This is a genomic window from Pontibacter rufus, from assembly GCF_015694705.1.
Classification (GTDB): Bacteria; Bacteroidota; Bacteroidia; order Cytophagales; family Hymenobacteraceae; genus Pontibacter; species Pontibacter rufus.
Map to the genome: position 1 here is coordinate 275817 of NZ_JADQDR010000005.1, position 21888 is coordinate 297704.

A 21888-nucleotide genomic window follows, 5' to 3' on the forward strand; every position below is an offset into this window, starting at 1 on the left:
AAAACAACCCTGCTCCCGTGCTTTTTCTTTCTTTTCATTCTTTTATCAACATTGCATGCCTATGCACAGGGGCCGCGCTATGCACTAAAGCTGGATGGCTATGATGATTATGTAGAATTGTCAACTTCTGACCGGGGCGTAAGCCAAAACATAACAGTAGAAGCCTGGATTAAAACAAGCTCAACAAAATATCATTGGGTACTTGGGAAGTATGACCGATATAATGAGAGTGGTTATCACCTCATTATAAAATATGGGAAGGCCGCCTTTGCAGGTAGAGATGGCTCCGGTAATTACAGAAACTCCGGCTATTCGACAACGAATGTGAATGACAATAACTGGCATCATCTGGCTGGTATCTGTAACAATGGCATTTGGCAAATTTACGTGGATGGTGTGCTACAAAATCAATTAGCGACGGGTTACACTAATACAGACCTGAAAAGCAACGCCATGATGGCTATTGGCAAAGATTACCTGGCTGACAATGAAAACTATAACGGGCAAGTGGAAGAAATCAAAGTATGGAAACGCGCCCTTTCCGCGGAGGAGATACGCCAGGGCATGTGCCAGTTCGCGAAACCCACTTCAACAGATCTGGTGGTATATCTTAAATTTGATGAAGGTGCCGGCAGCGTGGTAAAAGACCATAGCTCCATTGGCATAAGCGGTACTTTCCGTAACATGAATCCGGCTACAGCCTGGACAACCTCCGGAGCTCCTATCGGTGATAAAAGTACATACATCTATACAAATAACTGGCAAGGCAAGAAGGTGGAATTAGATGGCAGCAACAGTGTTTTTGCCGCATCCGGCCTGAACAACACCACCCAGGGATTCCACATCTATCATACCTCATCCGCCCCAAATGCTGTAGCCGGAATAAGTGACCCGAGCCAGGTTAAAGAATATTATGGCATTTTTAAGGTAGGAGACGAAGGCAACGAATATAAACTGGCGCTAACGCAAAAAGAGGCTTCGTGTACCAGTACACTTTACAATCGACTGGATAATGCATCTCTGCCCTGGATACCAATAGCTGATACTGCACAGGCTGCTGTGCTAAAGTATACTGCCAGCCAGAATTATGGTGAGTTTGCTGCTACAAGTCAGGGCATTGGCGCTGTCGTCATAACGGGTCCGGCTACACTTTGTACCGGCTCACAGGCAACACTAAGTATACCGGCAGCTGATGGGCAGATAGTCTGGAGTAATGGCGCTACAGGCAAAAGTATACCGATAACCACAGGCGGCAGGTACAGTGTAAGTGTAACTGCCGGGGGCTGCACTTCAGCAGGTTTTATAGATGTAGCAGAAGCTGCACCGGCTGTAGTCAATCTGGGTGAAGATAAGGTGGTTTGTGCAGGCGAGGTGCTAACATTAACAGTTCCGGCAGGTATGGCTGCTTACAAGTGGAGTACCGGCGCTACCTCTCCCACCATCAGCGCAACAGCTGCAGGTACTTATTGGGTAGAAGTTACGAACACTGCCGGCTGTGTTTCCAGAGATGAGATGACGCTGACAGTAAGGCCTGAACCAGACATAAACCTGCCAGCCCAGGTGGCAGTTTGCTACGGCCAGCCTGTCGAGATTGGCACTGCCGTAGCGGGCGCTGCTTACAAATGGAGTTCCGGGCAGACCACCGCCACTATTCGCGTTGGCACACCAGGCATTTATGAAGTGGTTTATACTCTAAATGGCTGCAGCTACAGCAAAGCTGTGGAAGTAATCGCAGATGAGTGTCCTGAAATTCCGAACATCATTACGCCAAACGGCGATGGTAAAAACGATACGTTTGTAGTGCTGGGCGTAGAGCCGGGTACCTTATCCATAGAGATTATGAACCGTTGGGGCAAACCTGTATATCAACACGGGCACTATGACAACAACTGGTCGGCTGCAGGGATGGCAGCAGGTGTTTACTATTATCAGTTAACCAGCAGCCGTACCGATAAAGTATACAAAGGCTGGCTGGAAGTCCTGAGATAAGCTTTATTCAACTATAACCTGTATCGCTTCTACTACCCTGACATGTTACAAGTACGGCAATAGCCTACTGCCTGAGAATAAATCATTATTAGCCTCCGGGAGCATTATTTCCTTCACACGGACCGCAGCAACAGAGCGTGCTGCTGGTTAAAGTATGCGTAAATACGTAACCGGGCAAAATAAATGCTGCATTTTAGGCATTTTCTTATCAGGCGTAAGAGCCGGATTATCATGTATAAAGAATAAAGCCTTGTGTCCTGATGCTTATGTCCTTTTACTTAATAAAGCCACAACTTTCTAATTTTTTAACCATCTAACTTTCTAACTTAACTTACCTTTGCGTTCCGATTTTAACCTATGAGCAAAAAGTTACAGCGCGAAGGTATCTGGAATACCATCATTTCGTACGCCGGCATCGTCATCGGTTACGTAAACACCATCCTGCTTTTCCCCAACATCCTGGAGCCCGAGCAGGTGGGCCTCACGCGCCTGCTGATTTCTATTTCGGCTATGTTCGCGCAGTTCTCGGCATTGGGTTTCGTGAACATGAGCGTGCGCTACTTCCCATACTTCCGCAACAGGGAAAAACGGCACCATGGCTTCTTATTTCTGCTGCTGGCTGTGCCAATGCTGGGCTTTGCCGTTATTTCAGGGCTCTTTCTGCTGTTTAAGCCGCTTGTGATGCAGTATTATGCCGCGGAGGAATCATCGCTGCTGCAGGAGTTTTATTATTACATTATCCCGCTGTCGCTGTTCACGCTGCTCTTTAACCTGTTCACCGCCTATCTGCGCTCGCTGTTCAAAACCATCTTCTCGTCTTTTGTACAGGATTTCCTGCTGCGCCTGCTTACCACGCTGCTCATTGCCATTTATGCCCTCGGCTGGATGGATTTCCATTTATTTGTGCTGCTTTACATCTTTATCAACTCCGTTATCGCGCTGGTGCTGGTGGTGTACACGCTGTGGCTGCGGCAGTTATTTATACTTCCTTCGTGGAGCGGGCTGCGCATGATACCTCTCCGCGAAATGATGCAATATGGCCTGTTCACGTTTATGGGCAATATTTCGGTTACCATTATCGCGACGGTGGATCAGGTGATGATCAGTGCCTACAGCCTCAGCGACAATGGCGTATATACCACGGCTTTTTTTATGACGAGTGCCATTATGATTCCGGCACGGTCCATCTTCAAAATTGCTTTTCCGCAGGTGGCCGAATACTGGAAAGATCAGGATATGGGCAAAATGGAGCAGCTCTACAAGCAGATCACCCTCGTAAACCTGATAGTGGGGCTACTGCTGTTTATCGGTATCTGGGCCAACATCGACAACCTCTTCTCGTTTATGCCGGACACCTACCGTGCCGGCAAGTATGTAGTGCTATTCCTGTCGATGGCACGGCTCGTGGATTTGGCTACCGGCCTGAATGGCATCATTCTGGCCACTTCTGCTAAATATAGGTGGGATTTGCTGTTTAATGTCGTGCTTGCCTGCCTCACCGTTTTTACCAACTATTATTTTATTCCGCTTTATGGCATCAACGGAGCAGCTTTTGCCTCCATGCTGTCGTACGTGCTGATTAACCTGGCGCGGCTTTTCTTTGTGCAGTGGGTGTATAAAATTCAGCCCTTCGCCTGGAGTTCGGTTACCATTACTGTCATTGCTGCAGTTGCTTTGGGCGTGTCGTACCTGTTGCCTTACCTGGGTAATTTATACCTCGATATCGTGGTGCGCTCATTCCTTATTGTGCTCGTTTATGGCAGCCTTGCACTCGGACTGAAGGTTTTCCCGGAGATGAATGTATGGCTGAAGAAGATTCTCTATAGCTTTACAGGTATAAAATGGTGAGGCATCTGCTTTTACATGACATTTGTTACATAGGAAGTTAAATTAAAAGGGTATTCTCCTGTTTGATGAAGCCCTGAATACCAGCGTTTCACACTTATACCTCTTCAAATTTTCTAATCTACTTATCAGCTATACTTTCTCACATAATCCAGCACATGCCCGCATATATAAGTGAGCTGGTCCTCCTTCAGTTCCGAATGCATCGGCAGCGACAGGATACTTTTGCTTAAGCTTTCGGCTACCGGAAAGGCGCCGGGTGCATAGCCACGATATAAAAAAGCTTCCAGCAAGTGCAAAGGCTGCGGATAATACACCATGCTGGGAATGTGGTTGTCGCGTAAATATTCTTTTAAACCATCCCGGATTTCAGGTGCCACCGTAATAGCATATTGCTGGTACGTATGTGAACTGTAGGGAGCCCGCTCTGGCGTCTGCACTTGTGGCGTATCAGCAAAAGCACTGTCATAAAACGCAGCTATGCGCTGCCGTGCCACCACAAACTCAGCTATGTGCTTCACCTTTACTTCCAGCATCGCCGCCTGTAGTACATCTATCTCCTTGATACCCTGTACCTGTGCAGCCATAGTTTTTTCCAGCGATAGCGCCAGTGCCGGATCATTTACCAGCACGGCAGCTCCCTCTCCCTGATCATACAGCGGCTTTGCCGGGTAAAAAGAGGTTATACCTATGTCGCCGATGGTTCCGGCTTTTTGGCTGTGCCCATCCGCTTGGATATAATCAGCTCCAAAGGCCTGCGTATTGTCCTCCAGCACCCATAATTTATACTTGCGGGCCAGTTGCAGCAGCGCTTCCATGTTGGCGCACTGGCCAAATAAATGTACGGGCATAACAGCCGCGGTAGCTGTTGTAATGGCTTTCTCTGTTGCCGCAGGGTCCAGCGTAAAAGTTCCCGGAAGCACATCTGCAAAAACCGGCTTTAATCCCAATCTGTTTACCAAATCAGTTGCGGGAGCATCTGCAAAGGCCGGCAGTATTACCTCGGCCCCGGCAGGTAAATACAAAGCCAGCAAAGCCAATTGCAGGGCACCGGCAGCACCGGCACACGCAACAACACGGCTCACCTGCAGGTCTGCTTTCAGGCGCCCGGCAAAGCGCCGCACCTGCGCGGCCTCACCCTCAGCCGTGCCCATACTTCCCATTGCGGAGAGAAAGGCAGCATCCAGCTCGGATTTCAACCAGGCATATTGCGCCTTCTGATCCGCCATTTTTATATCTTCCATACGCTAAGGTAACAGCCTGTTTTATTTCCGGTAAATATAGCACAACCCTACACAAAGTTCTGGTATTGGCATCCTGATGTGGTAAATAAGCCTCCTGCCCTGTTCGTAACCCATGCGGCACAGCACTAGTACAAAGTATAGTATACCAAGCGCAACCCTACTATGAAACATACTTTTTTATACGTTTGCCTTCTCCTTTTCTCAGCAAGTGCCTTTACTTCCTGTTCTGATTCCGGCGAAACACAGCAGCAGGAACCCGATCAGGCGCTCACGGACTATGAAAATTTTGTAACAGAATTTGAGCAGGATTCGCTATCGGAAGTGGAACTGCGGGCCATGCAGCAAGCCGAAAGCGACAGCCTTTCTTGGGCGAAAATGAAACAGAACAGGCAGCAGCAGTTTGAACAGCTGAAAAGCAATGTCCAGGATAACCAGGAAAGCTACAGCCCGGCGCAGCGCGCGGAAATACAGGGGCTGGAGCAACGCTATGCAGCCACAGTTGAAAAACGCGATCAGCAGTATGCGGAGGTGAGCCGCAGGTATAAACTGCGCCGCCAATTACTGGGCCTGGAGGTAAACGAGGACGATATGAGTGAGATTACGGCTGCAAATATAGCTTCAACCTACCGGCAGTTTGTAGAGCAACTGCAGCAGCAGGAAAGTCAGCTGGATAACAGAGACTGGGAAATGGTGCAGGGCTGGTGGGTAACACTCAACAACCGCAGGCGCGCTGTAGAGGATACACTTTCGGTAGCAGATAAAAGAACGATTGAAGAACTGACGCAACAATACCAGGTGCTGATAAAGCCGCACATCTAACCAGCCGGAAGACATAAGCCGTTAGGCTGAAAAGAGGCTTTTGAGTGTGCTGAAAACGCGTAATTTATACTTACAGGTAAGCTATTTAGCTGTTGTTCCCGAAGCCATTCATCAGCGTAAACTGCTCTACCTGTGAGTCCAGCACCTTTCCGTTTTCGCATTTGAGCACGCGCCTGGGGTAGCGGTTGATGATCTCGTAATTATGCGTGGCCATCAGCACAGCTGTTCCGCTGTTGTTGATTTCCAGGAAAAGCTGCATGATGCCGTCTGCCACCACCGGATCGAGGTTACCGGTCGGCTCATCGGCAAAAAGTATAACGGGCTCATTTAACAGGGCGCGGGCCACAACAATGCGTTGCTGCTCACCACCCGACAGTTGATGGGGCATTTTACCGGCTGCTGCATCCAGGCCTACGCGCATCAGCACTTCCGAAATCCGTTGCTTTATTTTGGATTTGTCTTTCCAACCGGTAGCGCGCAGCACAAAGCTCAGGTTTTCGGCTACGGTTCTGTCGAAGAGTAACTGGAAATCCTGGAAAATGATACCGATTTTACGGCGCAGGTAGGGCACCTGGCTGCGTGGCAACTTGGTCAGCTTAAAACCTGCTACTGCGGCATTGCCCGACAGCAGCGGCAGGTCGGAATAAAGCGTTTTCAGCAGCGAGCTTTTCCCGCTTCCGGTACGGCCCACCAGGTAGACGAACTCCCCTTTTTCAATATCAAAATTCACATTGCTGAGGATTGTATTTACGTCCTGGTAAACAGCAACATCGCGCAGCGAAACAACGGGGGAAGAGGAAAAATCCATAAAAGCTTAAATCTCTAATTTCTGAAGTTTGCCGAACTCAAGTGCCGTAATCAGGGCAGCCAGGGCCTCTTCTTTGCCTTCCAGGCCATAGCGGTCGAGGTTCTTGAGCGGGCGGTCGGCTCTAAAATAAGCAATCAGCACAAAATTATCATCGCGTAACTGGATGTAGTCCGGAATTTTGGCCTTGCCCTTTACTTTGATGATGTACATTTCTATCAATTATGAATTAATAATTCCGAATTACGAATAGATAAAAGAAAGAAATCATACTTCATGATTAAATCGAAATCCGTAATTACACATTACCCTTGGCGTGGTCTGACAGAAACTTCTGGAGGCCATTGTCGGTGAGCGGGTGGTGGAGCAGGCCTGTGATTACGGAAAGCGGACAGGTAACCACATCGGCTCCGATTTCGGCGCACTGGATCAGGTGCATTACGTGGCGCACCGAAGCGGCCAGCACCTGTGTCTGGTAGCCATAGTTGCCGTATATCTGCACAATCTGTTCAATCAGCTGCAAACCATCTGTGCCCACATCATCAAGGCGGCCCACAAACGGCGACACATAAGTAGCGCCGGCTTTAGCAGCCAGCAAAGCCTGTCCGGCCGAAAATACCAGTGTGCAATTTGTTTTGATGCCGCGCTCACTAAAATGGCGGATAGCTTTTACGCCCTCACGAATCATCGGCACTTTTACGACAATATTGGGGTGCAGCTCTGCCAGAAACTCTCCTTCGCGCACCATACCATCAAAATCAACGGCAATAACTTCTGCACTGATGTCGCCATCCACAATGTCGCATATCTTTTTATAATGTGCAATCACGTTGTCGTGGCCAAAAATACCTTCTTTGGCCATCAGCGACGGGTTGGTAGTTACCCCGTCCAGTACGCCAAGGTCATGTGCCTCCTGAATATCCTGCAGGTTAGCGGTATCAATAAAAAATTTCATAGTTTCTGATATGTTGATACACAAAGCTAACGCAATCTGCACTAACACAAAAGAAAGTACGGCAAAATGGTTAGCAGTTAGTGGTTGAACTGCTTAATCGTTGTTAACCAACAAAGTATAACTGAACGTGATACAGCTATTTGATTGAAGGAAAAAAGAAAAGAAAACCGGAGAGATTTATACTTGGGGAAAGGGCAAAAAAAAGTGGCAAACCAACATCGCGCCGCTCAACCGCCTACCCTTGCTCACTTCCGTGCCTGGGGGAGTTCGGCGGGAGCTGGCCGTGCCGATTTGCCGTTGCAAAGGTATAAAGATTAAATGGAAGCGCAAATTTTTTAAAGCACAAGAAGGTAAATTTTGCCTCTGCAAACGTAGCTGACTCACTATCAGAAGTATAAAAATATCTTCGGGCAGCAAAGTCGCCTTTGCTGTGAAAGCCCTTGCGGCATGAGCTGCTGCAAACGTTTAGCTTACCTGCATTTTCTTCCATGTTTTACCTTATCCTTAATTAATATTGGCAAAAACTGAAAAGCGCCTTACCTTTGCACATGCCAGAAAAAATTCTTATCCTCGATTTCGGATCGCAGTACACCCAGCTTATTGCCCGTCGGGTGCGCGAACTCAACGTTTATTGCGAAATATACCCTTACAACAACATTCCCGCCCTGACAGAAGATGTAAAGGGTATCATTCTCTCGGGCAGTCCCTGCTCTGTGCGTGATCCGGAACATCCGACCATTGCCCTGGATCAGTTTCTCGGAAAGCTGCCGGTACTGGGCGTTTGCTACGGCGCCCAACTCATCGCGCAGGAACATGGCGGCGAGGTAACGCCTTCCACCATCCGCGAGTATGGCCGTGCCCGCCTCAACGAACTGCACAATGCCGATCGCCTGCTAAAAGAACTCACGCCGGGTTCTGTGGTATGGATGTCGCATGGTGATACCATCCGGGAAATACCTGAAAACATCGAAGTAATTGCCAGCACCGAAACCGTGCGCGTGGCAGCCTATAAGCTGCGCGGTCAGGAAACATACGGCATCCAGTTTCATCCGGAAGTAACACATTCGGATGAAGGAAAAACGCTGCTCCGCAACTTTGTAGTGCACATTTGCGGCTGCCAGCAGGACTGGACCTCGGAGCAGTTTGTGGAAACCACGGTAGCTGAACTTCAGCAACAACTGGGCGATGACAAAGTAGTACTGGGCCTTTCGGGTGGTGTGGATTCCAGCGTGGCAGCCATGCTGATTCACCATGCCATTGGCAAGAACCTGTACTGCATTTTTGTAGATAATGGTTTGCTGCGTCAGAACGAGTTTGAAACGGTGCTGGACTCTTACAAGCACATGGGCCTGAACGTGAAGGGCGTAGATGCCAAAAATAAGTTTTACACGGCCCTGGCCGGTTTAACAGACCCGGAACTGAAGCGCAAAGCCATCGGCCGCGTGTTTATAGAAGTATTTGACGACGAAGCGCACCAGATTGAGGATGTGAAATGGCTGGCCCAAGGCACCATCTACCCCGACGTAATCGAATCGATGAGTGTGAAAGGGCCGTCTGCTACCATAAAATCACATCACAACGTGGGTGGCCTGCCGGATTACATGAAACTGAAAATTGTGGAGCCGCTCAAAACACTCTTCAAAGATGAAGTACGCCTGGTAGGCAAAACGCTTAAAATTGATGATGCCATACTTGGCCGCCACCCTTTCCCGGGCCCCGGGCTGGCTATCCGCATCCTCAGCGACATTACGCCGGAAAAGGTACATGTTTTGCAGCAGGTGGATCACATTTTCATCAGCAGCCTGAAAAAGACTGGCTTGTATGATGGCGTGTGGCAGGCCGGCGCCATCCTTACGCCGGTGCAGTCGGTGGGCGTAATGGGCGACGAGCGCACGTACGAGAACGTGGTGGCGTTGCGGGCCGTAACCAGCGTAGATGGTATGACAGCAGACTGGAGCCGCCTGCCGTATGAGTTTCTGGCAGATGTTTCGAACGAAATCATCAACAAGGTAAAAGGCGTAAACCGCGTGGTGTACGACATCAGCTCCAAGCCGCCCGCTACTATTGAGTGGGAATAAGTATAAGTATAAATGAGTGAATTTTGAATGAGTGATTGAGTGAATAAAATTTTATACCTACTCACTCAATCACTCATTCAAAATTCAAAACCAATCAACGTATGATCAGAAGCTTCTGGAAAAATATAGCAGCCCTGGCATTGCTTGGCATGCTGGCCTTACCGGCGCAGGCGCAGGACACCAGCTACACCAATGGCAAAGTGCTGCTGCAACAGCAACGGTACGACCAGGCCATGGCAGAACTGCTGCCCCTGACCGGCTCAGACAATGCCTATGCGCCGGAAGCCTCATACCTGTATGCCCTGGCAGCTTTAAAAAACAACAAGCCAGACGAAGCGAACCAGATGCTCCTGCAACTGCAGTACCAGCACCCGGACTGGGCAGGTATGGACGAAGCGGACTACCTGCTGGCCAATGTATTGTTTGAGCAGGGCGACTATCCAGGCGCACTCGGCAAATTGAAGGAACTGGAAGGTACCGCCCTAGCGAATGATGCGGAAGGGCTGAAGCGGTTTTACCTGACAAAGCTGAACGACAGAACAGCTTATGAACAGCTACTCAAGCGCTTCGGTGCCGATAAAACAGTAGCACAGGTATATGCCGACAAGCTGATTGGCGGCTGGTACCGCCCTGAAGACCGGCAGGCACTGGAAAATATTGTTTCGCACTTTCACCTGGACCGGAACCGCTACCTGAGTGAAGAAGCGCTCAGCAACCTGGGATTTGATGTAGCCCTGCTCCTCCCCTTTCAGCTGGATCAGCCGCTGTCTGAGGCAGCGCGTAAAAACCAGTTTGTAACAGATATGTATGCCGGCATGAAACTGGCCCAGGACTCGCTGCAGCAACAGGGCATTCACGTTAACCTGTATACCTACGATGCCAGTGCCGACACCCTGCGCGTGAACCGCATCCTGAACATGCCCGAACTGAAACACATGGACCTGGTGATTGGTCCCATCTATAAATCGACGGCTAAAGTGGCAGCACGCTTTGCGGCGCAAAATAACATCAACGTTATCAATCCGCTGTCGCAGGACGTGGAAATGGCTTCTAACGATCATGTGCTTTTGTTTACCCCCTCGGTAGCGACACAGGCAAAGCAGGCGGCTACATATGCTTACCAGAATTTCAGCCCTAAAACGGCCGTTATACTTTACGAGAACACCAAAGACGATACCGTTTTCGCGTCCAACTATCGCCGGCAGTTTATCAAACTGGGTGGCAAGGTAAAGGTGTATAAAAAAATCAGCTCCAGCCAAACCACTGCTACTGCCACCGTTTTCAACAGCCTTAACCTGCTGGATGTGGGCCACCTGGCTGTTTTTTCGGATAAGATGACGGCTGCTGTAAACGCGGTGAGCCTGCTGCAGGGCAAAGCGCTCAGCCTGCCGCTCATCACCTACGAAAACTGGCTCGACATCAACCAGATTTCGCTGCGCCAGCTCGACAACCTGGAAGTATACTTCATCAGCCCCAAGTATGTAAACAAGCAAAATCCTATAAACGATTGGTTCCGGCAGCAGTACATCAGCAGGTATAACCTGCCGCCATCCATATATGCTTATGCCGGCTTTGAAATGCTGTATTACTTTGGCACCATGCTGCAGCAGTATGGGCCGCAGTTTAATCAGCAGCTTGCGGCATCAGGCATCAGCAATGGCGTATTTTATCCCGGTATCGGCTATACCAACAAGCGTAACGAGCCTCAGCCCGACAACCAATATGTGCCCATCACGAAACTGGAAAACCTGCAGCTGACTGTTGTGAATCCTGTTTTTTAAGTGCTTAAAATCTATTTCATCCGAACCCATACCTACTAAAACTATGCTACAGGCACCTATCAGCAACGAACTTTTCCAGCGCGCACAAAGCAGCATCCCGGGAGGTGTAAACTCTCCTGTCCGTGCTTTCAGAGCTGTGGGCGGCCACCCGCGCTTTATGGTATCAGCCAACGGCCCTTACCTGTACGACGAAGACGGCTACCGCTACATCGACTTCATCAACTCCTGGGGTCCGATGCTGCTGGGCCACGCCGCGGAGGTGGTGCAGGAGGCGGTACTGAAAGCAATTCCGGATTCGCTCTCTTTCGGTGCCCCTACCCGCAAAGAAATAGAAATGGCCGAGCTGATTGTAAGTATGGTCCCGAGTATAGAGAAGGTGCGCATGGTAAATTCGGGCACGGAGGCTACCATGTCGGCCATACGGGTGGCGCGTGGTTATACCGGGCGCGATAAGATTATTAAGTTTGAAGGCTGCTATCACGGCCATGGCGACTCTTTTCTAATCGCGGCTGGCAGTGGCGCCATCACGCTGGGCGTACCCGACAGCCCCGGCGTAACAGAAGGAACCGCTAAAGATACCCTGACCGCTCCTTATAATAACCTGGAGGTGGTGCAAACATTGGTAGATGCCAACAAAGGCCAGGTAGCAGCTATTATACTGGAGCCGGTGGCAGGAAACATGGGGCTGGTTGTTCCCAAAGAAGGCTTTTTGCAGGGCCTTCGCAGCCTCTGCGACAAAGAAGGTATTGTGTTGATTTTTGATGAAGTGATGACGGGTTTCCGGCTGGCGCCAGGCGGTGCACAGCAATTGTTTGGCGTAACGCCCGACATGAGTACACTGGGTAAAATAATCGGCGGCGGCATGCCCGTTGGTGCTTACGGCGGCAAAAAGGACCTGATGGATTATGTGGCTCCCGCCGGGCCCGTATACCAGGCAGGCACGCTTTCGGGCAACCCGATTGCGATGTCGGCAGGTATGGCCATGCTGACTTACCTGCAGGAACACCCGGAAGTATACACGCAGCTTGATAACACCACAGCCAGTCTGGTAGCCGGTATGCAGCAGAACATGCAGCAACTGGGCCGCAACTATACGATTAACAGGGTTGGCTCCATGTTCAGCATTTTCTTTACCGAGCAGCCCGTGGTTGATTTTGATTCCGCTAAAACTTCCGATACAGCCTTATTCGGCCGCTATTTCAATGCCATGCTGAACCGCGGCATTTACCTGGCTCCTTCTCAGTACGAAGCGCTTTTCGTTTCTACCGCCATCACCGATAAGCTGGCTGCGCAGTATGTGCAGGCAAACCTCGAAGCACTGCAGGAGGCTTTAAACCATTAAATTGATTTTGCTGATTCCGCTGATTTTGTAATCGGTAACTCAAATTACAAGTTACCAGCGGTATTGAAATATAACCCACCCCAACCCCAGGAAAGGAATCTTATTTACTATTGCAGAAAACCTCCCCCACATCGGAGGAATTAAGATTGGTTTTCTGCATCTGGCATTAATCCGTTACTGTAAATCACACTTGCAGTAAGTAAAAGATTTAATACCGGGTAAGTAAGTATGATGAACAGGGAAGGCTTGTTATTCTATGGTTGGGACTGCAAAAACTTTTAAATCAATTTAAAACTGAGGCCAGATTAATTACTTTTACAATTCGCTTTAGCAGCCAACATGATATTAACAGACAAACAGATTTTAGAGGAAATTGAAAAGGGCACCATCCTGGTAGAACCGTTTGACCGCGCCTGCCTCGGCACCAACTCCTACGACGTGCACCTGGGCCGCTACCTGGCTACCTACAAAGATGAGGTGCTGGACGCCCGCAAGCATAACGAGATAGAAACATTTGAGATTCCGGAAGACGGCTATGTGTTACAGCCCGGAAACTTATACTTGGGCGTAACGCTGGAATATACCGAAACACACGCCCACGTGCCTTTCCTGGAAGGCAAGTCCAGCGTGGGCCGCCTGGGTATCGACATCCATGCCACGGCCGGAAAGGGAGATGTAGGCTTTTGCAATACCTGGACGCTGGAAATTTCTGTATCAAAGCCGGTGCGCGTATACTATAGTATGCCCATTGGCCAGCTGATATACTTTGAGGTAAAAGGCGGTATTGAAAACTATTACAACACCAAAGAAGACGCCAAGTATAACCGCCGCACCCTTACGCCGGTTGAGTCGATGATGTGGCGCAATAAGTGGTAATATCTTTTCGTTTTTTTCTAAAAAGTCGCTCATTTATGCTTTAAAGCGGTTTTATGGCATAGTGTTTGCACTATATTATATAAGAAAATAACACAGATGCAGGAATTTTTTAACCCGGCAGTTTGTTATATATCTGTAATGCCCCTGTAAAAACTAAGAAAAAAACGAAAGGAAAAGATCATGAAAAAGCTAATGATGATAACTTGTATGATGTTTGGATGCGCTTATGCAGCCAGCGCCAAAGAAGATGTAAAAGTCCCCACCAGCAAAACATCATCCAAAGTTGAGAACAAAGTAGCTGCTCTGGTTGAAAAAAGGGCTGAAAATCTTTCCGATAAGATGGTGCGTGAATTGCGCCTGAATAACTATCAATCCAGGAAAGTAAGAGCGATAAACCTGGAGGTTGTTGCCCAAAAAATGGCTGTGGAAAAAGAGTTCGCCGGCAACCAGGAAACCATCGACCAGAAATGCAAAGAGATTTGCAATATGCGCGATGTAGCTTTGGAAGACGTGCTGAGCACAGAGCAGTATAACGATTATTTTGGCTCCCGTAAAACTTACGACCAGGTTGAGAAAGACTTTATGGCTGCGCAGACGGCCAATACCGTAGATGCAGGTGCCTATACAAGTATAAAATAAGGAACAGGGCTTAACCGCCCTTGTAAAACAAAGAGAGGCCGCTTGACTAAAGCGGCCTCTCTTTGTTTTAACTATTTTGTATCTTTCTGTTGCTCTTCTTCCATATGCTTCATCAACTCTTCGCAAAGGGCGCGCATTTTCCGGGCCATTACATCGTCGCTGGTGGCAGTGGCTATACTTTGCGCCATAGCGCCAATGGTATCAATGTAAAAATACTTCATCTCATCTACGGGCATATCCTTTGTCCACAGGTCTATTTTCATGGTACCGGCCTCGTCCCTATCCCAGAGTGATACATTTATAGCTTTGGCAAAGTGTATTTTTTCTCCGGCATCTGTGGCGCGCCAGCTGATGGCTTCAGGAACATTATGGTCATCCAGCGCGATGCTGAAATATATCTCAGACTTCTTCATTTTTGCTAATTTTAAACTTTATGGTATCTATATCTCGTAATATGTTTTAGAACATATATAGGTACAAAGTTACACGATGCACCACGGAATAAAAACCCTCTCACTGCTTTTTACGATTATCATTCTTTCTACCGGCTGCTCCAGGCTGCCGCTCAGTTCTTCCGGGAAAGGAAAGCCCCAGACCATTGTATTTTATGATACAGAGAACCTTTACGATACCGCCAACGACCCCGCAACCGCCGGCGACAATGCGTATACACCGGATGGCAGATTGGAGTGGACGCAGGAGAAGTATGAGCAGAAAATCAAAAATATAGCCGCTGTGCTGAAGGCAACGGGCGGCGGAAATGGCCCGGAGCTGATAGGTCTGAGCGGGATTGAAAACAAAAAGGTGCTGCAGGACTTGGTAAGCAGCGAGGCATTGCGCAAAAGCAAGTATAGCATCATCCACTACGATATGGCCGGCGGGCGGGCGCTGGATGTAGCCCTGCTTTACAAACCGAAGGCTTTTAAACCAACTGCGCAGCAAAGTATAAAAATCAATAATGGCGGGGCAGCAGATGCTCCCGGGGAAATACTTCAGGTGAATGGCGAATTGCAGGGCTTCCCTGTTACCATATTTGTAACACAATGGCCAGCGCGCGCGCGGGGCAGGCAGGGCGACAACGAACAGCGTGCTGCCGCTGCCACACTGCGTAAGGAAATAGCTGCCCTGCAGGCTGCCGACAAGGACGCCCGCATTCTGGTGCTGGGAGACTTTGGTGCCAATCCGGATACAAACGTGATGCAGAAAGTGCTGAAAGCCACCGGCAGGCCTAACCCCTACTATTACCAGGAACTTTTCAATACCTTTTATGTGCCTTATGTAAGCGGTATGGGCAGCTACTACAGCCGCGGCGATTTCCGGATGCCGGACCAGATTTTGATTTCAAAATCACTGGTAAACGGCCGGGGCCTGGAGTATGTGCGCGGATCGGCGATTATTCACAACCCAGAGAAAATTAAGTTTCTGTATGGCAAGTATAAAAACACACCGCTGCCTACTTTCTCAGGTACTACCTACTTCGGCGGCTACAGCGACCATTTCCCGGTTTATATTCAGGTGCGGAAGGTGAAGTAAGATGCTGGCAGCACAAGTATAAACCGGAAGTGCAGCGTGCCCGTCCTCTGCAACGGCTATGCAGCTTCATATATCCGGCTCATTGTTATACTTGGCCTGACTTATGCTTTATATTTGCGCTGTGAAACGACGCTTATACTTCCAACCGCTTTATTTCCTGTTCTGGGTGCTGTATTTTATAGTTGCCCGTGCTGTTTTCCTGTTATTCCATTTCGAGAAAGCGCAGTTGCTCAGTGCCGCAGATATTGCACGTACTTTTCTCTACGGCCTGCACCTGGATATGTCTTTTACGGCTTACCTGTGCGCCATTCCGTTTTTGCTGTTGCTGGTGCAGGCCCTCTGGCCCCGCTTCCGTACAGCCCTCGTTATCAGGATTTATACTTTCCTGCTGCTAGTGCTGCTGTCGCTGTTGCTGTCTGTTGATCTGGAGCTTTATACTTTCTGGGGCTTCCGGCTGGATGCCACACCGCTGCAATACCTGAACACGCCCGCCGAAATGATGGCTTCTGCCAGTGCCGCTCCTTTGCTGCTGCTCACCTTTATCACTTTTGTAACAAGCGCCTGTTTTATACTGCTTTATACCTTATGCTTTGATCTGAAACATTTTAGTCCGGCAGCTAATAAATGGCTGGTAGCTGCCGCTTCCTTCGGCTTTCTGGTAGTGCTGATATTGCCCATGCGGGGTGGCTGGCAGCAGATACCCATCAACCAAAGCGCTTCTTACTTTTCGGAGGAGCCTTTTGCCAACCATGCCAGCCTGAACATGCCCTGGAACCTGATGCACGCGCTGCTCAAGTATAACAAGACAAGTAAAAACCCTTACCAGTACATGAGCGGGCAGCAGGCAAAGCAAAAGGTAGAAGCCTTGTATGCCGCCAACGCCGATTCCTCCGCCCGGTTCGTGTCGGAAAAGAAGCCGAATGTGCTTTTTATTATCCTGGAAAGCTATACGGCCAAGTTTGTAGAAAGCCTCGGGGGAGAAAAGGGCGTAACCCCGAACCTGGATAAACTGGCCGCCGGCGGTATCAGCTTTACTAACATGTATGCCAGCGGCGATCGCAGCGAGAAAGGCATGGTAGCCCTGCTGAGCGGTTACCCGGTACAGACCATCACCTCTATCATTAAATATCCGCAGAAAACAGAGAAGCTGCCGCAGCTGAGCCGGGTTTTTGCCAAACAAGGCTATAGCACCAGCTACTACTATGGCGGCGAGCTGGAGTTTGCCAACATCAAATCATACCTGCTGAACGGCGACTACGACAAGCTCATCGACAAGTATGATTTTCCGAGTTCCAGTTACAACTCCAAGTGGGGCGCCCATGACCATGTGTTGTTTGAGCGCGTGCTCCAGGACCTGAACCAGCAGCAGCAGCCGTTTTTCTCAACAGTGTATACCCTGAGCAGCCACGAGCCCTACGAAATCCCGATTCCGGCAAAGTTTCCGGGTACCGACAACGAAGCGAAGTTCCGCAACAGCGTGTACTATACCGACTGGGCACTTGGCAGGTTTATCAATCAGGCCAGGAAACAGCCCTGGTGGCAGCACACGCTGGTGGTGATTGTGGCAGACCACGGCCACCTGATGCCGGGCAACGACCCGAACCATGCCCCCAGCAAGTTCCACATACCGTTTATACTTACCGGCGGCGCTTTGGAGGTACACGGAAAGCAAATCGACACCATCGGCGACCAGACCGACATTGCGGCTACCCTGCTGGCGCAGCTCGGCTTGCCGCACCAACAGTTTACCTGGAGCCGCAACCTGCTAGCGCCTACCTCATATCCCTTTGCCTTTTATGTGTTCAACGACGGCTTCGGCTTTATTACCCCGCAAGGAAAGCTCACGTTTGACAACGTATCCAAAAAGCCCATCACCAAAGACGCGGGCGTAACAGCAGCGCAGGTAGAAAACGGCAAAGCTTACATGCAATACTCTTTTGAGGATTTTGTGAAGGAATAAGTTGAATGGTTGAACGATACGTGGCTGGTGGCCACATTTTACATAGCTTTTCTTAGGCAGACACTCGCTGGAGCTGCGCACGCTGCGAGGTCTTTAAGGCAGATGCCTTGCATATATTGGCATGAACCCCTCATTTTTAAAATTTTATACATGCATAGCAATATTTTTATCACACGCACCCATTAACATAATTTTACTTTCAAGACCTTACGGCGTGCACAGCTCCAGCGAGTGTCTGTTTAATCATTAAAACTTGCAGCTTTACAACTCTTTAACAATTAAGCTCTTCCCTCCTTCCCGGTATTACGATAAAAGACAGAAATTACTTACCTTTGCCCCCTGATGAAGAAAAAAGTTGCTTTTTATACTTTAGGCTGTAAGCTCAATTACTCCGAAACCAGCACCATCGGGCGCATTTTCCAGGAGCGCGGTTTTGAGAAGGTAGAGTTCACGGAGGAGCCGGATATCTACGTGATCAACACGTGCTCCGTTACCGACAATGCCGATAAGAAGTGCCGTAAAATCGTGAAAGAGGCACTCAAGCATTCGCCCAATGCCTTTATCACCATTGTGGGCTGCTATGCACAACTGAAGCCGAAAGAAATTTCGGAAATTCCGGGCGTGGATGCCGTACTCGGTGCTGCCGAGAAATTTCAACTGGTAGATATTCTGGCGGACTTTGAGAAAAAAGATAAGGCCGAAGTATACGCCAGTGCTATTTCAGAAGCGAACACGTTCCATAATTCCTACTCCTTTGGCGACCGCACCCGCACCTTCCTGAAAGTGCAGGACGGCTGCGACTATTCCTGCTCCTTCTGTACCATACCGCTGGCACGGGGCAACAGCCGCTCCGATAGTATAGAAAACGTTGTGAAATCGGCGCGGGAAATTGCAGCATCAGGCGTGAAAGAAATCGTGCTGACGGGCGTGAACACCGGCGATTTTGGTTTGCAGGAAGGCAGGCGCGTGGAAACATTCTTTCAGCTGGTGCAGGAGCTGGACAAGGTAGAAACCGTCGATCGTTTCCGCATTTCTTCCATTGAACCAAATCTGCTCAGCAACGACATTATTGCTTTTGTGAGCCAGAGCCGGCGCTTTATGCCGCACTTTCATGTACCGCTGCAATCAGGCTCCAACAAAATACTGAAGCTGATGCGCCGCCGGTACCAGCGCGAACTGTATGCCGACCGTGTGGCAAGTATAAAGGCCCTGATGCCGCACTGCTGCATTGGCGTGGACGTGATTGTAGGTTTCCCCGGCGAAACAGAAGAAGACTTTCTAGAAACCTATTCCTTTTTAAACGATTTGGATGTGAGTTACCTCCACGTATTCCCCTATTCGGAGCGTGAGAATACCTTGGCTCCTTCCCTTCCGGGTAAAGTGAGCATCAAAGACCGCAACCGCCGGGCTGACATGCTGCGCATTTTGTCGGAGAAGAAGAAACGCCACTTTTACGAGCAGAATACTGGACGCGACTTCACCGTTTTGTTTGAGGATGACGTGAAGGATGGCATCATGGAAGGCTGGACGGAAAACTATATTCGTGTAGCTGCCAAATACGATCCGGTGCTGGTAAACGAAACAAAACACGTGCGCCTGACGGGTATCCGGGCTGACGGCCTGATGGAAGCCGAAGAAGTATATGCCGAAGTGCTCAAGCATTAATAAGCAGGTATATACTGTTCGGGAAACAAATAACCTTTATCTTTCGGCATTAAAAGAGATTTATCATCCAATAACGATAACTGAAAACGTGAACGTATCTAAAATTGCATTGGGAGTAGCCGCTGCGGCTGCCTTTATGTCGGCTTGCCAGCAGGAAACAAAACCTGCTGCCGAAACAACTGCCACAACCGGCGAAGCGACCGTGGCAGCCGGTGAGAAAATCGTGTATGTAAATTCTGACTCGCTTTTAGCCAATTACGCCTATTTTAAAGAAGTACGCACCAGGCTGGAAGGCAAAAGCAAGAAAGCAGAGGCTGATCTGCGCTCCAAAGCAGAAGCTTTTCAGAAAGAGATAGGCGAGTATCAGCAAAACGGGCAGGCTATGAGTGCCTCGCAACGCGCCAGCACCGAGCAGCGCCTGCAGCAGAAACAACAGCAATTGCAGGCGCTTAACCAAAGCACCAGCACGCAACTGGCCACTGAAGAATCTGAGGAAATGAAGAAAATCTACGACAACGTAGAGGCTTACCTCAAGAAACTGAGTGATGAGAAAGGCTACAAAATGGTGCTGACTTACTCCAGAGGCAACAGCGCCATCCTGTACGGCGACGAATCGCTGGATATTACGCATGAAGTATTGTCTGCACTGAACGAGCAGTATAATGCTGAAAAAGCTGATTCTACCAAGACAGAAACTAAGAAGTAAGCTTAGCTTCTTTAGTAAGTATAAAAGCGAAAGGCGGGACTATCTCCCGCCTTTTTTGTTGCTCCATGTTATTGTTTTACTACAAGCAGTGCTACCACAAGTTTGAGCGCAACGGTAAGTTGTGGTACAAAATACCAGCAGGTTTTCAACTTACGCTAATCCAAGTTCATGCTTACGCAAGTTAAAAACTTGCTGTAAAGGAAAGCCATAAGTTGAAAACTTGCGGCATGAGAGAAAGTAGTCTCCTCGTAATGTAAATAGAATAACTGAAGCCTTACAGCGTCAAATAAAACTGTAAGTGCCTGAATTATGGATGATTATACTTTGAATTTAAACTTATAGTGCCTCAACAGAAGGCTGGAGTATACTTATTCGTAACGCAGCGATTCGATTGGGTCCAGTTTGGATGCTTTGAAGGCCGGATAATAGCCGGATACAACCCCAACAAACACGCAGATACTCAGGCCGACAAATATCCACAGCCAGGGCACAATAAAACCACCGTCGCCAATCAATGAAGCGATGCCGTTGCCTATCAGCACACCCAGGAGTATACCCAACAGGCCGCCCATAACACAGATAACGATGGCTTCGATCAGAAACTGCTGCCGGATTTGCAGGATGGTGGCGCCCAAAGCCTTGCGGACGCCGATTTCGCGTGTGCGCTCGTTTACGGATACCATCATAATATTCATCAGCCCCACCGAAGCCCCCAGCAGCGTAATAAAGCCAATCACAAAACCACCCATTTTCAGGTAGCCTGTAATTTCGCCCAGGCTTTCCAGCAGCGAATCGCTGCGGCGAATCTCGAAAGACGCTTCCTGCCCGATCGGATCGTGGCGCACATTGCGCATAATACCGGTTGCTTCGCCCATCACATAGTTCAGCTCCTCAGGTTTGGGTATGGCCGTTTTGATGTCGTAGTTTAGTTCCGAATCTCCCTGGCGCGGAATCTGGCGGCCTGTTTCCAGGGGAATGATAATGCGGCGATCGCCACCGTTGCCGCCCATGGTGCTACCTTCTTTTTCGAGCTGCCCTATTATTTTAAAGCGGCGGCCCAGAAAAGTGATATATTGCCCCAGCGGATCTATTTTCGGGAAAAGATTGTCAACTATCTCGCTGCCTACTATGGCTACATTGGTGCCCAGATCCTGCTCATACGTAGAAAAGCCCCTACCCCTGGCCAGGTTCAGGTTTTGGTTCTGCAGGTAATACTCATCGCCGGCTATGATATTGATGTTCGGGTTTGTTTTGTCTGTTTCGCTTTTCACCACCGTTGCTCCCGAAATAAAGGCCGACAAACTCACAACAGCATCATCCGACATCTGCTCTTTATACTCTGTAGCTTCCTCATAAGTAATATTAGGATATATTTTTTCGGTGCGTCCCTGCCGGCTGCCGCGGTTGTTGGCGCCCTTACGCTCTATATCAAAGGAATTTGCGCCCAGGCTCGAAAAGGTTTCGTCCAGCGAATGCTTTACACTGTCTACTGCCGTTAAAATGCCTACCAGCGACATAATGCCGATAGAAATAATAAGGCCGGTAAGTATGGTACGAAGCAAATTGCCCTGTATGGCCCGCAGCCCCTCGCGAATATTTTCAATCAGGTTCATTCCTAAGAAATTATGTATGCCCGCAGCCCTTTTTTACG

Annotated in this window: 18 protein-coding genes and 1 other RNA gene; 12 read left to right on the top strand and 7 right to left on the bottom strand. The window is 49.1% G+C overall.

Going from position 1 to position 21888, the window contains the following annotated elements:
• The first annotated feature begins 51 nt into the window (after window positions 1-51).
• Window positions 52-1989 carry a LamG-like jellyroll fold domain-containing protein gene (locus I2I11_RS10785; RefSeq protein ID WP_196267712.1) on the top strand — a complete coding sequence of 646 codons (1938 nt, stop codon included), beginning with the start codon at window positions 52-54 and terminating at the stop codon, window positions 1987-1989.
• Between the two features lie 357 nt (window positions 1990-2346).
• Window positions 2347-3837, top strand: coding sequence for an oligosaccharide flippase family protein (locus tag I2I11_RS10790; RefSeq protein ID WP_196267713.1), 1491 nt, complete (start codon window positions 2347-2349; stop codon window positions 3835-3837).
• A 125-nt stretch (window positions 3838-3962) separates the two neighbouring features.
• Here the strand turns inward: I2I11_RS10790 and I2I11_RS10795 are convergent, their stop codons facing one another.
• Window positions 3963-5078 (bottom strand): DegT/DnrJ/EryC1/StrS family aminotransferase, encoded by a 1116-nt coding sequence (locus tag I2I11_RS10795; protein WP_196267714.1) that lies wholly within the window; start codon window positions 5076-5078, stop codon window positions 3963-3965.
• 162 nt (window positions 5079-5240) lie between these two features.
• Here I2I11_RS10795 and I2I11_RS10800 point away from each other — a divergent pair, with 162 nt between their 5' ends.
• Entirely contained in the window at window positions 5241-5897 is a 657-nt protein-coding gene (locus I2I11_RS10800; protein ID WP_196267715.1) for a hypothetical protein, read from the top strand.
• A gap of 85 nt (window positions 5898-5982) precedes the next feature.
• Here the strand turns inward: I2I11_RS10800 and I2I11_RS10805 are convergent, their stop codons facing one another.
• From I2I11_RS10805 to ffs, 4 genes are all read right to left on the bottom strand, one after another.
• Window positions 5983-6705, bottom strand: coding sequence for a cell division ATP-binding protein FtsE (locus tag I2I11_RS10805; protein ID WP_196267716.1), 723 nt, complete (start codon window positions 6703-6705; stop codon window positions 5983-5985).
• 6 nt (window positions 6706-6711) lie between these two features.
• Entirely contained in the window at window positions 6712-6915 is a 204-nt protein-coding gene (locus tag I2I11_RS10810; RefSeq protein WP_196267717.1) for a fructose-6-phosphate aldolase, read from the bottom strand.
• Between the two features lie 85 nt (window positions 6916-7000).
• A complete protein-coding gene (gene fsa / locus I2I11_RS10815; protein WP_196267718.1) occupies window positions 7001-7657 on the bottom strand; it encodes a fructose-6-phosphate aldolase in 657 nt (218 codons plus the stop codon).
• 201 nt (window positions 7658-7858) lie between these two features.
• Window positions 7859-7955, bottom strand: an RNA gene (ffs, locus tag I2I11_RS10820) — signal recognition particle sRNA small type.
• Window positions 7956-8205: 250 nt separating this feature from the next.
• Between ffs and guaA the strand changes: the two genes are divergently transcribed.
• From guaA to I2I11_RS10845, 5 genes are all read left to right on the top strand, one after another.
• Window positions 8206-9735 (top strand): glutamine-hydrolyzing GMP synthase, encoded by a 1530-nt coding sequence (gene guaA / locus I2I11_RS10825; protein ID WP_196267719.1) that lies wholly within the window; start codon window positions 8206-8208, stop codon window positions 9733-9735.
• Between the two features lie 101 nt (window positions 9736-9836).
• Complete coding sequence (locus I2I11_RS10830) at window positions 9837-11516, top strand: ABC transporter substrate-binding protein (RefSeq protein WP_196267720.1); 1680 nt, start codon at window positions 9837-9839, stop codon at window positions 11514-11516.
• 43 nt (window positions 11517-11559) lie between these two features.
• Window positions 11560-12858, top strand: coding sequence for a glutamate-1-semialdehyde 2,1-aminomutase (gene hemL, locus I2I11_RS10835; RefSeq protein WP_196267721.1), 1299 nt, complete (start codon window positions 11560-11562; stop codon window positions 12856-12858).
• Between the two features lie 339 nt (window positions 12859-13197).
• A complete protein-coding gene (dcd, locus tag I2I11_RS10840; protein WP_196267722.1) occupies window positions 13198-13734 on the top strand; it encodes a dCTP deaminase in 537 nt (178 codons plus the stop codon).
• Window positions 13735-13914: 180 nt separating this feature from the next.
• Window positions 13915-14373, top strand: coding sequence for a hypothetical protein (locus I2I11_RS10845; RefSeq protein ID WP_196267723.1), 459 nt, complete (start codon window positions 13915-13917; stop codon window positions 14371-14373).
• Window positions 14374-14444: 71 nt separating this feature from the next.
• Here I2I11_RS10845 and gldC read toward each other — a convergent pair whose 3' ends face one another.
• Window positions 14445-14786, bottom strand: a complete 342-nt coding sequence (gldC, locus tag I2I11_RS10850) for a gliding motility protein GldC (protein WP_196267724.1) — start codon at window positions 14784-14786, stop codon at window positions 14445-14447.
• A 76-nt stretch (window positions 14787-14862) separates the two neighbouring features.
• On the opposite strand from gldC, the gene I2I11_RS10855 reads away from it, so the two are divergent.
• From I2I11_RS10855 to I2I11_RS10870, 4 genes are all read left to right on the top strand, one after another.
• A complete protein-coding gene (locus I2I11_RS10855; RefSeq protein WP_196267725.1) occupies window positions 14863-15906 on the top strand; it encodes an endonuclease/exonuclease/phosphatase family protein in 1044 nt (347 codons plus the stop codon).
• 121 nt (window positions 15907-16027) lie between these two features.
• Window positions 16028-17866: an LTA synthase family protein gene (locus tag I2I11_RS21565; protein WP_196267726.1), complete on the top strand. Its 1839-nt coding sequence runs from the start codon at window positions 16028-16030 to the stop codon at window positions 17864-17866.
• A gap of 342 nt (window positions 17867-18208) precedes the next feature.
• Window positions 18209-19531 carry a tRNA (N(6)-L-threonylcarbamoyladenosine(37)-C(2))-methylthiotransferase MtaB gene (gene mtaB / locus I2I11_RS10865; protein ID WP_196267727.1) on the top strand — a complete coding sequence of 441 codons (1323 nt, stop codon included), beginning with the start codon at window positions 18209-18211 and terminating at the stop codon, window positions 19529-19531.
• Window positions 19532-19619: 88 nt separating this feature from the next.
• Window positions 19620-20237: an OmpH/Skp family outer membrane protein gene (locus I2I11_RS10870; RefSeq protein WP_370582966.1), complete on the top strand. Its 618-nt coding sequence runs from the start codon at window positions 19620-19622 to the stop codon at window positions 20235-20237.
• Window positions 20238-20605: 368 nt separating this feature from the next.
• Here I2I11_RS10870 and I2I11_RS10875 read toward each other — a convergent pair whose 3' ends face one another.
• Window positions 20606-21850, bottom strand: a complete 1245-nt coding sequence (locus I2I11_RS10875) for an ABC transporter permease (protein WP_196267728.1) — start codon at window positions 21848-21850, stop codon at window positions 20606-20608.
• Between the last annotated feature and the right edge of the window lie 38 nt (window positions 21851-21888).